This is a genomic window from Streptomyces sp. YIM S03343 (genome assembly GCF_054729195.1).
Genome location: NZ_JBPUKX010000002.1, coordinates 828,572 through 844,276, shown reverse-complemented (window position 1 = coordinate 844,276; position 15,705 = coordinate 828,572). Strand labels below are relative to the sequence as shown.

The 15,705-nt window shown below is 73.6% G+C and carries 14 protein-coding genes; 5 read left to right on the top strand and 9 right to left on the bottom strand.

From position 1 onward, the window contains the following. Positions 1–79: 79 nt before the first annotated feature. Positions 80–913, top strand: a complete 834-nt coding sequence (locus ACSYGN_RS39525; RefSeq protein WP_460405808.1) for a universal stress protein — start codon at positions 80–82, stop codon at positions 911–913. A 521-nt stretch (positions 914–1,434) separates the two neighbouring features. Then, positions 1,435–2,424 (top strand): Acg family FMN-binding oxidoreductase, encoded by a 990-nt coding sequence (locus tag ACSYGN_RS39520; protein WP_460405806.1) that lies wholly within the window; start codon positions 1,435–1,437, stop codon positions 2,422–2,424. A 38-nt stretch (positions 2,425–2,462) separates the two neighbouring features. Here ACSYGN_RS39520 and ACSYGN_RS39515 read toward each other — a convergent pair whose 3' ends face one another. The 4 genes from ACSYGN_RS39515 to ACSYGN_RS39500 form a co-directional block, all read right to left on the bottom strand. Continuing rightward, positions 2,463–2,753, bottom strand: a complete 291-nt coding sequence (locus ACSYGN_RS39515; RefSeq protein WP_460405382.1) for a hypothetical protein — start codon at positions 2,751–2,753, stop codon at positions 2,463–2,465. Between the two features lie 165 nt (positions 2,754–2,918). Beyond that, a complete protein-coding gene (locus tag ACSYGN_RS39510) occupies positions 2,919–3,836 on the bottom strand; it encodes an alpha/beta hydrolase (protein WP_460405380.1) in 918 nt (305 codons plus the stop codon). Between the two features lie 50 nt (positions 3,837–3,886). Continuing rightward, positions 3,887–6,226 (bottom strand): heavy metal translocating P-type ATPase, encoded by a 2,340-nt coding sequence (locus ACSYGN_RS39505; protein WP_460405378.1) that lies wholly within the window; start codon positions 6,224–6,226, stop codon positions 3,887–3,889. Positions 6,227–6,244: 18 nt separating this feature from the next. After that, positions 6,245–7,120 (bottom strand): universal stress protein, encoded by an 876-nt coding sequence (locus ACSYGN_RS39500; protein WP_460405376.1) that lies wholly within the window; start codon positions 7,118–7,120, stop codon positions 6,245–6,247. Positions 7,121–7,359: 239 nt separating this feature from the next. On the opposite strand from ACSYGN_RS39500, the gene ACSYGN_RS39495 reads away from it, so the two are divergent. After that, positions 7,360–8,184 (top strand): universal stress protein, encoded by an 825-nt coding sequence (locus tag ACSYGN_RS39495; RefSeq protein WP_460405374.1) that lies wholly within the window; start codon positions 7,360–7,362, stop codon positions 8,182–8,184. A 178-nt stretch (positions 8,185–8,362) separates the two neighbouring features. On the opposite strand, the gene ACSYGN_RS39490 is transcribed toward ACSYGN_RS39495, so the two are convergent. From ACSYGN_RS39490 to ACSYGN_RS39480, 3 genes are all read right to left on the bottom strand, one after another. After that, positions 8,363–9,109 (bottom strand): class I SAM-dependent methyltransferase, encoded by a 747-nt coding sequence (locus tag ACSYGN_RS39490; RefSeq protein WP_460405804.1) that lies wholly within the window; start codon positions 9,107–9,109, stop codon positions 8,363–8,365. Positions 9,110–10,298: 1,189 nt separating this feature from the next. Next, positions 10,299–11,297 carry an Acg family FMN-binding oxidoreductase gene (locus ACSYGN_RS39485; RefSeq protein ID WP_460405372.1) on the bottom strand — a complete coding sequence of 333 codons (999 nt, stop codon included), beginning with the start codon at positions 11,295–11,297 and terminating at the stop codon, positions 10,299–10,301. Between the two features lie 138 nt (positions 11,298–11,435). Further along, the gene (locus ACSYGN_RS39480; RefSeq protein WP_460405370.1) at positions 11,436–12,137 is read right to left on the bottom strand and encodes a response regulator; all 702 of its coding nucleotides are present in this window, start codon (positions 12,135–12,137) and stop codon (positions 11,436–11,438) included. A gap of 225 nt (positions 12,138–12,362) precedes the next feature. Here ACSYGN_RS39480 and ACSYGN_RS39475 point away from each other — a divergent pair, with 225 nt between their 5' ends. Continuing rightward, positions 12,363–12,935: an Rv1733c family protein gene (locus tag ACSYGN_RS39475; protein WP_460405368.1), complete on the top strand. Its 573-nt coding sequence runs from the start codon at positions 12,363–12,365 to the stop codon at positions 12,933–12,935. Positions 12,936–13,084: 149 nt separating this feature from the next. Here the strand turns inward: ACSYGN_RS39475 and ACSYGN_RS39470 are convergent, their stop codons facing one another. Together ACSYGN_RS39470 and ACSYGN_RS39465 are read right to left on the bottom strand one after the other, a co-directional pair. After that, the gene (locus tag ACSYGN_RS39470) at positions 13,085–13,741 is read right to left on the bottom strand and encodes a CBS domain-containing protein (protein WP_460405802.1); all 657 of its coding nucleotides are present in this window, start codon (positions 13,739–13,741) and stop codon (positions 13,085–13,087) included. A gap of 41 nt (positions 13,742–13,782) precedes the next feature. Beyond that, on the bottom strand, positions 13,783–14,244 hold the full coding sequence (locus ACSYGN_RS39465; protein WP_460405366.1) for a Crp/Fnr family transcriptional regulator: 462 nt from the start codon (positions 14,242–14,244) through the stop codon (positions 13,783–13,785). A gap of 201 nt (positions 14,245–14,445) precedes the next feature. Between ACSYGN_RS39465 and ACSYGN_RS39460 the strand changes: the two genes are divergently transcribed. Further along, entirely contained in the window at positions 14,446–15,366 is a 921-nt protein-coding gene (locus ACSYGN_RS39460; protein ID WP_460405364.1) for a carbamate kinase, read from the top strand. The last annotated feature ends 339 nt before the right edge of the window (positions 15,367–15,705 follow it).

The following is a 15,705-nucleotide window of genomic DNA, read 5'->3' as shown; positions in this document are numbered from 1 at the left end:
TGGCGGCCCATACCGGGGGCCAGGGGTGCGGAGCGACGCTGATGGTGTCGAAGGAGACGGAACGGCGGAGGTGGCTGCCATGCTCGCGCGGGTGATTGCTGGGGTGGACGGATCCGCCGAGAGCCTGGCGGCCGCGGAATGGGCCGCCCACGAGGCCGAACGGCGCGGCCGCCCGCTGCGCCTGGTGCATGCCTGGACCCGTATGCCGCGCAGCGGGGAGCAGGAGTCCGCCGGTGCGGTCCAGCGCTATCTGGGCCGCCGGGTACTGCGCGGCGCCGAGGACCGCGTCCGCACCGCGCATCCCGGGCTGCGCGTCGACGACCGCCAGATCGAGGGCCCCGCAGCACCGGTCCTCAACCACGCCGCCGGACGCGCCGACCTGCTCGTCCTCGGCTCCCGAGGCCACGCCGGACGGCTCACCGGCCTGCTGCTCGGCTCCGTCTCCCGCGGTGTCCTGGGCGGCGCCACCCGCCCCGTGGTCCTGGTCCGCGCCGGACAGCACCCCACCAGCCCCACCGACTCCGACGGACCCGGCGACGTCGTCGTGGGCCTCGACCCCGCCGCCCTCTCCGACGAGGTCCTCGCCTTCGCCTTCGAGGCGGCCCACATCCACGGGGCCCGGCTGCACGCGGTGTACGCGAGCCCGGCGCCCGACACGTCGGACGATCTGCAGCAGTTCCTCTCGGACACGCTGCACCGCTGGCAGGACAAATACCCCGAGGTCCCGGTCGTGGAGACGGTCACCCCCGGCCGCGCCCGCACCGAACTCCTCCGAGCAGCATCCGGCGCCGGCCTCCTGGTGATCGGCCACCGCCGCACCCCCCACCTCCTCGGCTCCCGCACCGGCCGGGTAACCCAAGCAGCCCTGGTCCACAACGTGGGCTGCCCGGTAGCAGTAATCCCCCACGACTGACCCCACCCCCACCCGACCAACACCCCACCTACACGCCCACCCCAGCCCGCGGCTCCCGGCCCCCGCCCCCAGCCCGCGGGCTGCGGCTTCCCCCCAGCCCCCCAGCCCCCCAGCCCGCAGCCGCGGGCAATCGTGCCCCCTCAAGCAAGCCGCGGGCAATCGTGCCGCTGGGGCGGCACGGGTGGGCGCGGCGGCACCCCGCCAGCACCGGGCTGTGCAACCTCCCCCGCCCAGCCACCCACCGCGCCGCAGGCGACGCACCCGCCCCGGTGGGCCCACGCGCCGCCCCGGGAGGGCCCACACACCGCGCCGCAGATGACTCACTGCCCGGAAGGAACGCCGCACTCACCCCCCGATGCCCAGCAGCCGACCCCCGCGCGCCCGTACGGCTGAGTACCCCGTGCCGCCAGTAAACCCATTCCCGCTCCCGCACGCCTGAGAGGAAACGCCCGTGATGTACTGGAACCGGCATGACACGACCGGTGGCCGTCCCGCCCGGCACCCGAGGGGAGGCGCGGCCCATGGAGGCTCAACCACTCGACATGACCACCGTCACCGACCTGGTGACCGCGGCCACCGCCGCCCCCTCGCTGCACAACGCCCAGCCCTGGCGCTTCCACTACCGCACCGCCACCGGCACCTTCGAGGTCCGCCCCGACCTGAGCCGTGCCATGCCCCGCACCGACCCCGACCACCGCGGACTCCACCTCGGCTGCGGCGCGGCCGTCTGCAATCTGCGCGTGGCCGCTGCCCACGCCGGACTCCACACGGACACCAGGATCCTCCCCACCCCCACCGACCCCTTGCTCCTGGTCAGCGTCACCGTGACTGAGACCGAGCAGCCCGACCCCCAACTGGCCCGCCTGTACCCCGCGATCGCCCGCCGCCGCACCAGCCGCCACCCTTTCGAGGACCGGCCCGTCCCCGCAGACATCGCCTACGCCCTGGCCGACGCCGCCCGCCAGGAGGGCGCCCGGCTGGCCTTCCCGAATCCCTGGCACGTGGAAGCCCTGCTCGACCAGGCCAACGACGTCGAGGGCCGGGACACCCTGGACCCGGGGGCCTACGAGGACGTCCGGCACTGGACCCGTATCGGCGACGAGCGCACGGCGACCACCGTCGATGGCATCCCCGACTACGCCTTCGGCCCCACCCGCACGGGCGGCCGTGCCCCGGTCCGCGACTTCGCGGTCACGCGCGATGTCCCCGGCCGTGCCGGCGCCGTCTTCGAGACCGCCCCGAACCTCGCCCTGCTGGGCACCGTGCACGACCACCCCGCCGACTGGCTGCGCGCGGGCCAGGCCATGGAACGGATCCTGCTGCTCGCCACGCTGCGCGGCCTGGCCACCTCGCTGACCTCGCACTCCCTCGAACACCACGACCTGCGCGAACTGGCCCGGGACCCCGAGTCGTCGATGGGCTACGTCCAGATGGTGCTGCGCCTGGGCTACGGCCCGACGGGCGAAGCCACCCCGAGGCGCCCCGTGGGAGAGGTACTGGAGATCGACTAGGCGCCGACGTGACACGGCCGACCCCGCCCGCCCGTCCGTCAGTGAGCCGCGTCCAGCGACTGCGCCGCCAGCTCCTTCATACGGGCCTTCTTCGCCCGCAGCCGTTTGCCTTCCGCCAGCCAGCGGTGCCGGGCCAAGGGATGCCACCGGCTCGGCTCACGGCGTTGCCAGTCCCGTAGCGCGATCACCGCGCACGCGTCCTCGACCACCAGCATCATCACCGTGGGCAGTTGGAGGGCGGCCTCCACACCCACGGTGCGCTCCGCGTACGGCAGATGCACGACCGTAGCGGGACGCCGGCCTGACCGGCGGGACGGAACCGTACTCATGGCTGACCACCTCCGGAAGCACCCACCGCACGCCACGCTGCGTCACGACAGGGTTTGGCCGACATGCTGGAGCCCCCGCCTTCGCCCCGAACAGGGCCCAGTGGTCCCTGGTGACGGCCGGATGGCCCCTGGACATCGTCCGCAGTCTGCGGATGCGGTCAGCTTCTACGATGGAGCAATTCGCTCCCACAGCCAGGAGCCGATACCGCTGAGTGCCGTCCCGGCCATTGCCGTGGGGTGGCCCGTGAAACCGTGGGGTGACTCGGGGTAGACGCGGAGTTCGACGTCATTGCCGGCCGCTGACAGACGGCCTGCCAGTGCCAGGTTGTCCTCCAGCAGCACGTCTGCGCTTCCGACGATCAGCAGGGTCGGGGGAAGTCCGTTGAGGTCGCCGTAGAGGGGAGAGATGTCGGGGGCGGTGCGGTCTTTCACGTGGCCGGCGTATGCCTGGATGAAGTATTCGTCCGCGATGCGGCGACCGGCCGGGGTTCGTGCGCTCAGGTCGTAGGTACCGAACTGGAGCGCAGCGCCGGTGAATTGGGCAACTGCTCCTCTGTCTCTCAGCCGGAGCAGGGTGGCCAGGGCGAGTGTGGCTCCCGCGGAACTCCCGCCGATCGCAAGCCGGGACGTTCCGAAGCGGGCCTCGGCTTCTTCGACGAGCCAGAGTGCCGCCGCTTCACAGTCGTCGGGTGCCGCCGGCCAGGGGTGCTCAGGGGCCAGCCGGTAGTCGACGCTGACGACGGCGACGTGCAGGGCGTCTGAGAGCTCGCGGTTGCGTGTGTCTCCCCGTGCTGCGGAGTCCATGTAGAAGCCGCCGCCGTGTATGTCCAGGTAGACGCCCTGCGGTGGACCGTCGAGAGGGGTGAAGATTCTTATCGGGATCCGTGCTTCCGCGGTTTTGATCGTCTCTTCCACGGCAGGCGGGTCGGAGGCGCGAGGAGCAGGCCTTTTCGCTCGGGCCTCCTTGAGCTCCTCCAGTGTGCTGGGGCCACGGCCTGCCGCCCTCGACTTGTAGAAGTCACGAGCTTCGTCCACCTGCTCCGCGGGCACGTCGGCGAACAGTGCGTCCAGCGCGAATCGCACGCGCCCTCCTCATCACTCGGATCTCAGCTCCACCCTGCCCCGTGCGAAGGTCACGGCGCCAGCGAGAAGTAGTTCTCCTCCTCCTGCGTGAAGTGCAGCCGCAGCACCGTGTACAGCCCGTACAGGCTGGCCCGGAGGTCGTCGAGCTGGTCGGTGGCCGCCGCGCCGTCAGGTCCGGTGAGCGCGACATGTGTCGCGATGCGGCGGGCGAGGCGCTCGATCTCGGCGTGCGCCCGGCTCATCGTGGCGGTGGCCTCCGGCCCGCCCAGTGTCGGCGCGAGCGCGGGATACAGCTCGTGCTCCTCGGCGTACTCGTGAGGCAGCAGCCGTTCGGCGAGCAGCCGGTCGACCTCCTTCACCGCCCGCAGCGCGTCCGGCTCCGGGCCGTCCGCGAGCCGGTCGGCGGCGTCCCGTACGGCCTCCAGGACGTCCTGGAGATCGTCGTGTTCGGCGGCGAAGCGGTGGATCAGAGCCTCGGTCGACGGTTCCAGCGGGGGGCGTGCCGTCCGGTCGTCGCGCAGCGCGCGCAGGGCGTTGAGGATGACGGCGACGTCGATGGCCTCCTGGAGCAGCGCGCCCGCCGCGGGCGGGAGCAGCCCGAAGGCGGCCGCGACCATGGCGGCCAGCGACATGATCATGCCGCCCAGCGCGCTCTGCACCGCGATGCGCCGGGCCCGTACGGCGATGGTGACCGCGTCGGCGAGCCGGTCCACCCGGTCGGTGGTCAGGACGACGTCGGCGGCCTCGGAGGACGCGGTGGAGCCGCGCGCCCCCATCGCCACCCCGACGTCGGCGGCGGCCAGCGCGGGGGCGTCGTTGACGCCGTCGCCGATCATCACCGTCGCCGCGTTCTTCGCGCTCCCGCGTTCCGCGCGCACCGCGGCGACCTTGTCGGCGGGGGAGAGCCCGGCGCGCACATCGTCCAGACCGAGCACGGCGCCGACCTCGCGGGCGGGCTCGGGCCGGTCGCCGGTGAGCATCACCAGCCGACGGATCCCGGCTGCTCGCAGCCGCCGCAGGGTGCGCGGCGCGTCCGGGCGCAGCGGGTCGCTCAGCAGCACCGCGCCGACCGGCTCGCCGTCCACGGTGAGCCAGGCGACCGCCGCGCCGTCCAGCACCGCCCGGTTGTCGGCGGCCCGCGCCCAGCCGGGACGCTCGGCGCCGGCATCGAGCCGGCCGACGGCCATCCGGCGGCTGTCGACGGTACCGGCGGCGCCCCGGCCGGGTTCCTCGGCCACGTCCTCGGGCACCGACAGCTTCAGCCCGCGGTCGTGCGCCGCGTCGACCACGGCGTGCGCGAGGACGTGCGGCGAGTACCGGTCGACGGACGCGGCCAGCCGCAGCACCTCCGACGCCTGCCATCCGGGCGCGCCGACCACGTCCAGCACCCGAGGCCGTCCCCGGGTGAGCGTGCCGGTCTTGTCCATCAGCACGGTCCGGGCGTGTCCCAGGCTCTCCAGCGCCCCGCCGTCCCGGATCACCACACCCAGCCGCGACGCCTTCGACAGCCCCGAGACCACCGCCACCGGGGCCGCCAGCAGCAGCGGGCAGGGCGTGGCGACCACCAGGACCGCCACCGCCCGTACCGCTGAACCCGACACCAGCCACGCCAGCCCGGCCGCCGCCACGGACAGCGGCAGGAACCAGGCCGCGTACCGGTCCGCCAGTCGCACCACGGGAGCCGACTCCGCACCGGCCTGCCGGGCCAGCCGTACGATCTCGGCGTAGGCGCTGTCCTCCTCGGTCGCCGTGGCCCGCAGTTCGAAGGCACCGCCCGCGTTGACGACACCGCTGCGCACCTCGTCGCCCTCGGGCCGCCGCACGGCCAGGGACTCGCCGGTGAGCACGGACTCGTCGAGGACGGCGGTCGCGCCGGTCACCCGCCCGTCCACGGGGACGACCTCGCCGGGCCCCACGACCAGCAGATCACCGACCGCGACCTCGGCCAGCGGCACCGTGTCGACCTCCGCGCCGGAGCGCCGCCGCGCCGAGCGCGGGGCGTGTTCCAGCAGGGCCCGCAGATCGTGCGAGGCCCTGCGCTGCGCGGCGGCCTCCAGGGTGCGGCCGGTGGCCAGCATCAGCGCGATCAGCGCACCGGCCAGATACTCGCCGACGGCCAGCGTGCCGCCGAGCGCCAGCACCGCGATCAGATCGACCCCCGCCTGCCCCTCGTGCAGGGCGTGCAGCACCCAGCCGATCGACGGTCCTACGGCGGCCACCGTGCCGATCGCCCAGCACAGATCGGCGAGCGAGCCCGCACCGGCCAACCAGAACACGCCACCGCTGACCAGCGCCAGGACGGTGACGGCCAACAGCAGCGGCTCCAGCCCAGGCAGCCGGAACCGGCCACGCGGCGCCTGCGGCTCGTCAACCGGGGGTACGGACTCCATCTCGGCCTCCTCGGCCGCTCAGCCGTGCGGGACCACGGCCACCGGGCACGGCAGATGGTGCAGTGCCCCGTGCGCCACGGGCCCCAGCCTCCAGGCGTGGTGGGCGGGACGCAGATGCCGTCCCACGACGGTGAGTCGGCTGCGCGCCGACGCGGACAGCAGCGCCTGCGCCGCCGAGTCCCGGACGACCTCCTCGGTCACCGGCACACCGGGGAACTTGGCACGCCACGGCGCCAGCGCCGCCGTGAGCACGGTGCGCTGCGTTGTTTCGTCGGAGTCGGCCGGGGTGAGCGGGCGGCCCTGGACGCCGGTGAGCGGTATGGCCCGTACGGCGTGCACCCGGTCCCCGTGGGCGTGGGCCTCGGAGAAGGCGAACTCCAGCAGGGTGTCGGAGCCGGCGCCGATGTCCTGCACGCCGACCACGATCTCGTCGTGCCCGTCCGCGGCCGGATGCGCGGGCCCCGCCTCCACGGCCGGATCACCGGCCCGGACGGTCACCGCCGGACACGGCGCCATGCCGAGCACATGCAGGCTGATCGAGCCGAGCAGGAAACTAGCCACCGTACCCAGCCCGCGCGAGCCCATCACCAGCAGCGACGCCGTCTCGGCGAAGTCGAGCAGGGCCGGAGCCGCGGGCTGCGACACCAACTCCGTGGTGACGGTCAGGCCGGGGTGACGGTGCAGCAGCTCGGCCTCGGCGCGCTGGAGCACCTGCCCGCCGTAGCGCTGTTCGGCCAGGGCCTCCCGCGCGATCGGCACGTCCAGGGGCTGGTTCGTCCAGGAGTGCAGCAGCAGCACCGGCACATGCCGGTCCGCGGCCTCGCGTGCGGCCCACCAGGCGGCCGTCACACTCGCGGGCGAGCCGTCGAGTCCTACGACGACAGGGCCGGTCATGGCACACCTCCAGGTCGGGCGCGGCAGCCGGGCCCGCCACTGCCGCGCGGGTCCTTCCTCTGCCGCGCGGGTCCTTTCCCACCCTCTCCTTTCAGAGTCGTCCGTGCTCCCGTCGCCCGGGAGGGCCGGTCGGTGCGTCCTCGGGCCCGGACGGCCCAGTGCGGGTGTCCGCGCGCCGGACGGACGCTGGTCGGCGGACGCCGGGCGGGCACCGCCCCGCCGAGAGGGGAGCATTTGCCATGAGCGGTCAGGTCGCGGTGGGTCCCGTGGTGGTCGGAGTGGACGGGTCGCCGTCCTGCCTCGCCGCCGTGGAGACCGCGGCACGTGAGGCGCAACGGCGCGGTGTACAGCTCCAACTCGCGCACGCCCTGTCCTGGACGGGCCGGGTGACCCCCGGGGTACCGCCCTGGGACCCCGACGGCGATGAGGTGCGGGAGTTGGTGAACGGCGCCCTCACCATGGCGGAGGGCCGCGCCCGCCGAGTCGCGCCCAAGGTCGCCATCACCCGGGAGGTGCTGGTCGGCGAGCCCGGCACGGTCCTGGAGTCCGAGTCCCGCACCGCCTCGCTCACCGTCGTCGGCAGCAGCCCGCCGAGCCCGCTGCGCGGCCTGCGGCACGTGTCCGTCGCCGGGCATCTCACCCAGCACGGCCGCGGTCCGGTGCTCGTGGTGTGCGGCAGGCCCACCCGCACCGGGCCCGTAGTCCTCGCCGAGGACGGCACACCGGGGGTCAGGGCCGCCGCCGAGTTCGCCTTCGCCGAGGCCCAGGCGCGCGACACCGACCTCGTCGTCGTGCACTCCCGTGGCGAACGCCGCCGCTCCGAGACCCCGGCCCCGGGCTCCGACCTCACCGACCTGGTGAGGAAGTACCCGTACCTCAGGATCCGCTCGCGCTGGATCCGCCACCGTGCGCACCGCGCCCTGATCGACGCGAGCGCCGGCGCCCAACTGATCGTCCTCCCGGCCCACCCCCGGCACACCCCGGCCCTCCCGCTCACCGCCGACCACACGATCCTGCGCCGGGCGCTGTGCCCGGTGGCGGTGATCCCGGCGGGGCGGGGCTGAGGCCGCGCGGCCCGGGGCGGCGTGACGGCAGCCCGCCGCCTGGCGCGTCGCCGCCCGGGTGGTGGGTCGTGGTCACGGGACGGTGAGCTGTCCGGATCTGAGGTCGACCCGCCACCCCCGAGAGGGAGGCACGTCCGTCGGTGCGGCAGTTTTCGGCGGTTCAGTCGTGTGGGACGGTTCAGCCGTGTGTGGCCGGAGTGCGGCGGAAAAGGGCTGTCCAGAGGAAGGGTTCGCCGAAGCGGGGGGAGCTCGGGGGTTCGTCCCGCATGCGGCGTATCTCGACCTCCGTCAGGTCGGTGAAGATCCCGCGCAGTGACTTGGCGGTGTAGGCGAGGCCGCCGTCCAAGCCGCCCCGGCGGTAGAACTCCGTGTCGCCCGCCTCGGAACCCATGGCACCCGCGGCGAAGCAGGCCAGGCCGAACAGGCCGCCTGGGGCGAGGAGTTCGTCGAGGAGAGCCAGATAGCTGATGCGCCGGTGCGGCGGTAGATGGTGGAAACAGCCGGAGTCGTAGACGAGGTCGTACGGTCCGTCGAGCTCCCCGGCGCGGGCCAGGGCGAAGGCGTCGCCGCGCAGGAACCGCACCTCGGCACCGGCCTCACGTGCCCGTTCCCCCGCCCAGGCGATCGCCGTCGGCGACAGGTCCACGGCGTCCACCGTGAAGCCGAGCGACGCCAGGTGCAGGGCGTTGCGGCCCGGGCCGCACCCCAGGTCCAGAGCGCGGCCGGGGCGGAGCAGCCCTCGTTCCCCGTAGGCGACCAGGCTCTCGTCCGGCTTCGCCGCGAAGAACGGCACCGGGCGCTCGCGGTCCGCGTAGAAACGGTCCCACCAGTCCCCGGCGTCCGCGCTCCAGCGGTGCGCGTCGGGGGCGAACAGCCCGTCCAGAAGGGTGAGTACGTCCTCGACGGTGCGGATGTGCCGGTCCATACGCTGCCTTTCGTCGCCCGTCCCGACGGCCCGGTGATCGCCGCTGATCATAGGTCTGATCAGCGGAAAGGCGTAGGGCTGCGGTGGGTGACGGAGGCTTTGGGCGGCCGGGTGACGGGCTGCTGAGGAGGGGGCGGACGGGTCCCCTCCGGGGGTGGGTGGAAGGGGGCGCAGGGGTGCGCCAGGGCCCGGCAAAGGGCCTTGGGACAGCCACGGTGGGCGCGGTTTTTCCGCGAGTTCGGGGGTTCGTGGGTTCGTGGTGCTGGGCTCTGCCGTTTACGGCTGGGCGTTGGGGTGTGTCTGGTACTTCGCGTCGGATGGAGGCGCGGCGTCCGGTCCGTACTCGAATGGTCCGAATTCGGACGGGGAGCTGGGATGGTCCGTACTCGGACGGTCCGACAACAGGTCGAGGTGCCATGCCGCGCCAGGCGTCGCGCCCGGCGGGAGAGCCAGACGCGCTCTGGGACGGGGGAGGGGTCTTCCGCCGGGACCGGATGCGTGCCCGGGCGTGGGCGTTGACGGGGATCCGCCCGCCGGGGCCGGGCGCCCGGAGTCGCACCCGCCGGGCCGGTCGGTTTCCCGGGCCCGGGTGGGGCGTTGGGGGCCCGGGAGGAGGGACCGTGATCCCGCAGTGCGGAGCGGTCAGGCGCGGATCCGTTCGCCGGGTGCCCCGGGTCGCGCCGACCGGGCCGGTCGGCTTTTCGGGCCCGGGGTGGGGTGCCGTGGGCTGGGGGAGGGGCCGTGATTGCTCGGTGTGCAGCGGTCAGGCGTGGATCCGCCCGCCGGGTGCCTGGTCGCGTCCCGCGAGGTGGTGCAAGCGATCACGCGCTGCGCCCTCCGGTACCTGGCTCGCAATGGTCTCCCCGTCGGCGCGGCACGCGAAGTGGCCCGGTCAAGCGCCAGGAGTGGCCCAGCCGGTCGAAGCATCCGGCGTGACCAGCGAGTTCCGGTCCCTTGATCGGCTGCACCACCCGGCGGGACGCCATCGGGTGCCTGCGTCGCATCGGCTGGGCCGGTCGATTTCCCAGGTCCCGGGTGGGGCGTCGTGGGCTGGGGGGAAGGGCCGTGACCGCTCGGTGCGTAGCAGGGTCAGGCGCCGCCGGGCGCCCGGTGCCGCATCGGCCGGGCCGGTCGGCTTCCCGGGCCCCGGGTGGGGCGTTGTGGGCCCGGGATCAGGGACTGCCGTCGCTCAGTGCGTAGCGGTCAGGCGCTGCTGCTCCAGTACCTGGGACGCCTCGCGGCGGGGCGACGCGGTGCCCTCGGGGCCGTAGCCGAGGCGGATCACCATCTGAGCGTGGGCACGGCGGTCGTCGGGGTCGCCGATGACCTGTTCGCGCAGGTCGGGCCATTCCAGGGCCTGGTGGAGCAGCGAGGCGCGCAGGCCGTGCGAGGTCGCCACCAGCAGCACCCGCTCCAGTGCCTGGCCCGCCCGCAGCCAGTCGGTGCGGCGGTCGTGCGGGGTGGCGAGCACGGCGAGCGAGGGCCGGGTCTCGAAGGCGCGGGCGGCCAGCACCGAGGGGTGGCGGTGGGCGCCGAAGTCCCGCATCGGGATGTGGTCGCGGTAGTCTTGCGGCCCGATCGCGGCGGGCGGCACCCCGATCGACGCGGCGCCCGGCAGCCGGACGATCCAGCGCCGGCTCTCCGCGGCGCGGTCCGCGTCGGCGCGGTTGCGCTGCTCGGCCTCACCGGTCAGCCGCAGCAGGCGCTCGGCGTAGGCCGGGTCGGGGTGCGTGAACAGGCCACCCTCCTGCTGGGCGGCCTCGGCGAGTTCGGTCAGCACGGACTCCGGCAGCTGCCGGTCGGCGAACGGCAGCCGGCTGCTGTGCCGCATCCACAGGGCGTCGTAGAGCTGCTCGAGCCCGGTGAAACGGGAGGCGCCGGCGAGGCGCACGGTGGCGAGCAGATCGGGTTGCTCGGGCTTCGGCAGCAGCCTGGTCACCGGCTCCCAGCCGAAGTACGCGACCGCGACCCGCAGATTGAACAGCGCGCAGCCCACTGACACGTGCAACGCGCGGCCCGAGGGATCGCTGAAACGCAGACCGCGGTCGGCCGCCGCGCGGATCTCCAGTGTCACCGAGTCGGGATCGAGCCGGAACCGCCACGGTTGGGTGTTGTGCACCGACGGGGCCGCCACGGCCGCCGCGATCAGTTTTTCGAGGGTAGGGACGTCGAGGACCGCCGTGGACATGAGGTTCTCCTCCCCGCCCCGCGCAGAGGGGGCCGTCCGGGTAGCAAGATGGCCCTGTCCACGGTGGTCGCGGCCGACGGGGCCGCGGGAGGGGCCGGAAGGCCCGGACTCCCGCCGGAAGGCCCCGGAAATCTTGGCTCAGCGCGCGGTACGGTCTCCCCCTTCGCTCTGCTCGAGCTGCGAGGCGATGACGGCCGCCTGCACCCGGCGCTGCACGCCGAGCTTGGCCAGCAGCCGGGAGATGTGGTTCTTGACCGTCTTCTCCGACAGATACAGCTTCTTGCCGATCTCCCGGTTGGTGAGCCCGTCGCCGATCAGCGTCAGGATCTCCCGCTCGCGCGGCGACAGGCCGGCCAGCTCGGGCGGCAGTTCCGGGCTGGCCGTCGGCTCGGTGCGCAGCGTGCGCATCAGCCGGGCGGTGGTCGCCGGGTCGAGCATCGACTGCCCGGAGGCGACGGTGCGGACCGCCGAGACGAGGTCCGAGCCCTTGATCTGCTTGAGCACATAGCCGGACGCCCCCGCCATGATCGCGTCGAGCAGCGCGTCCTCGTCGTCGAACGAGGTGAGCATCAGCACCGCCAGGTCCGGCATGCGGTTGCGCAGTTCACGGCAGACGGAGATGCCGTCCCCGTCGGGGAGACGTACGTCGAGGACGGCCACATGCGGCCGCACCGCGGGTGCCCGCACCAGCGCGTGCTCTACGTTCTCGGCGTCACCGACCACCGAGATGTCCGGCTCGGCGTCCAGAAGGTCGGCCAGTCCGCGCCGGACGACCTCGTGGTCGTCGAGCAGGAAGACGCGGATGGGATCCTCCGCCGTGAAGGTGCGTGCCTCGGTCATTTCGACCCCTGTTCCCCGGATTGTGGCGGACTGCGAGCCGCCAGCAACGATGATCATGGCCCGATCGGACCATGGTAGCCAGGCCGATCGGCCCAAACGGTACCTGGTGACCACCCCGACCGGCCCCATCGGGGCGGACCAGCGGCCCCTCACGGTCACCGGCCGCACTGTGGGACCGTGCGTGCGGTGTTCGTCCTCCATTGTGCCCGCGAGGGGGTATGACCCATGCGGAAGCACGGGAACGGAACGATCGTGGGATGCCGCTGGCGGGACAATCCGCTGTGCAGGCCGAGCGACACCACAGAGGCGCGGATCGTTCTGGTCGCCTGGACAGTGGCGATCGTCGGCGGTACCGCGCTCGGAGCGGCGGCCGCGTACTCCGTGGACGACACCATCGAGCGCGACGCGGCGGCCCGTACACCCGTCGCCGCCGTGATGACCGGAACCGATCCCGCGCTGCGCGGGCTCAAGCTCGATTACGTCCCCGCCAAGATCCGCTGGACCGGTGCCGACGGCACCGTCCGCACCGCCACCACGGATGTGAAGTCCGGCATCGAGGTGGGCGAGACGGTGCATGTGTGGTGCGACGCGGAGGGACATCTCGTGGCTCCGCCGGTCCACCGGGCCGAGGCCGTCGCCCGCGGGGTGCTCGCGGGGGTGTGGGTGGCGGGCGCGTCAGGTCTGGCGATCCTGGCCTGCGGCCGGGTCGTACGGCTGCGGGTCGAACGGCGGGCCACCGAGCGCTGGGGCGAGGAGTGGGCGCGCGCCGACCGCGAGTGGGGGAGCCCCACCGGCTGAGCGGCACGGGCTGACCGCCACCGGCCGAGCGTCAAGGGCTGGGCACCGCCGACCGAGCGCCACACGGTGCCGCGCGGCCCACCCGCTGCTCACGTACCGCGTACGGCTCCGGCGGCGACCGCACCGCCGGAGATGTCCCCGTATCCCCGCTACCGCCCCGCGTCCGGCACGTCCAGCGCGAACCGTACGTCCACGACACCTTCCACGGCACGCGCCAGACGCTCCGCCACCGACACCAGCGAGGTGTCGCGGACCCGGCCGGACAGCTTCACGATGCCGTCCTCGACCGCCACCCGCACCGCCGACGCGGGCGCAGGGAACAGATAGGCGACCACATCGCGGCGGACCTCCTCCGCGATGTCCTCGTCGGGACGCAGGAACACCTTCAGCAGGTCGACCCGGCTCACGATGCCCAGGAGGCGGTCCTCTTCGTCGACCACGGGCAGCCGCTTGACCTTGGCGCGGGCCATGGTGCGGGCCGCCTGGGCGAGCGTGGCGTTCGCCCGGATGGTCAGCGCGGGCGACGTCATCAGATCGCCGGCGGTCACGGAACCGGCCTTGGCGATGTCGGTCAGCCGCTGCAACTGGGTCTGGCGATCGGGATCACTGTCGCGGAACTCCTCCTTGGGCAGCAGATCCGCCTCGGAGACGATGCCGATGATCCGGCCCGACCGGTCCACCACGGGCACGGCGCTGACCCTGCGGTCGTGCAGGGCGCGCACGATGTCCTTGAACTCGGCGGCGCGTCCCACGGTGGCCACGACGCGCGTCATCACGTCGCCCACGACGTGCGGGGAGCCGTGCACACTGCCTCCCTCGTGCTGCTCGGCGGCGGCCGGGCCGGTGGTCACCGCGCGCCGCCGCTGCCGTACGGGCCGTACAGGTCGAGCAGCCGGGTACGCGCGGAGTGCAGCCGGTGCGCCACGACGGCGCCGACCCACTGGGCGATGCTCTGTCCGAACACGGGGTCCTCGGTGCACATGGTGCGCACGGCCTCGGCGTCGAACTCGTAGGCCCGCACCGGGGTCGCGGCCTCGGCGCCGAGGTGCCAGGTGTGCGGTACGTACAGCCAGGACCAGCCGATGAGTTCATTGTGACCGAGCGACTCGATGACCGCGGCGCGACGGCCGGGCACATGGATGTCGAGGTCGACGGTGCCGGTACGGATGAGCCAGAAGCGGTCGGCGCGACCGCCCTCCTCGAAGAGGCGGGTGCCCTGGGAGAAGGACGCCTCCCGTGCGATGGCCATCAGCCGTTGCCGGACTTCGGCGGGCAGGGCCTGCGGCTTGCTCGTGGCGGGAGCGTTCATAGCATTACTCCTGGAAGCGGCGGACGGACCTACCACGCCCAGAGTGGTCGCGAGGGTCCCTGTGTTCCATGGGCCACCCGGCCCCTGGTGCAGGTCCACCGGCAGATCCGGGGTGACTTTCAGCACCTCCAAGGGCCGGTGGGCGGGCTGTTCGATGGATGGGTCCTGCCGGTGCACGCCACGTTCGCTAAGGACCGAGCCATGCGCATCGTCATCGCTCTCGGCGGCAACGCCCTCCTCCACCGGGGCGAGCGCCCCGACGCCGCGGTCCAGCGGGCCAACATCGTCCGGGTGGCGACCGCGATCGCCGCGCTCGCCCATGACAACGACATCGTCATGACGTACGGCAATGCCCCGCAGGTCGGCCTGCTGGCCATGGAGAGCGCCAACGACCCCGGGCTCAGCGCCCCTTACCCGCTGGACCTGCTCGGCGCGCAGACCCAGGGCATGATCGGCTCGCTGCTGTCGTGCGCGCTGCACGACGCGCTGCCCGAGCGCCGGGTGGCCGCGCTGGTCACCCACACCCTGGTACGGGCGGACGACCCCGCCTTCGAACGGCCGGACCTGTTCGTCGGCCCGGTCTACCCGCAGCGGCTCGCCATGAACCTCGCGGCCCGCTACGGCTGGCACGTCTCCCGGAGCTCCCAGGGCTGGCGGCGCGTCATTCCCACGCCGAGCCCGGAACGGGTCGTGGAGACCGAGACGGTGCGGGCGCTGCTGGACGCGGGCACCCTCGTGGTGTGCGCAGGGGGCGGGGGAGTGCCGGTGGTCGCCGACCGCACCGGGGCGCTGCGCGGTGTGGACGCCGCCGTCGACAAGGACCTCGCCGCCGCACTGCTCGCCGAGGACCTCAAGGCCGACTTCCTGCTCATCCTGACGGATGTGCCGAACGTCTACGCCGACTACGGCACCCCGCGCCAGCGCCCGGTCCTCGACGCCACCCCCGGCGAACTGCGCCGCGCCGGCTGCGGGGAGCACACCATGGGCCCCAAGGCGGAGGCCGCCGCCCGCTTCGTGGAACACACCGGCGGCCTGGCCGCGATCGGCGCCCTGGACGCGGCCTACTCCATCGTCCACGGCCGCTCCGGCACGCTGGTCCGTCCGGACCTGTACCCGGTCTGACCCCGGCCGCTCCCACCGGGGCTGCGCCCCGAGCCCCGTTTCCAGGGCCACCGGGGCACAAGCCTCCCCCGGCTCCGGAGCCACGGCCCTCGCCCCGACGGACCGCCCGGTGTTCCGGGGCCTGCCACCGGGGATCGCTGCCGGTTGCCGGGTGCGGGCACGTCGTGGTTCCCCGCGCAGTTCCCCGCGCCCCTCAGGGGGTTGCAACTGGCGTCGGCTGTATGGCTCGCCTCCTTCCCCCCGGCAGCGTCCACCCGCGCCTCCCCCAAGCTCGTCGAGCGGGGACCCCTAGGCGGCACAGGTGGGCGCGGTCGGTTCCCCGTGAGCGCAGGGCTGACG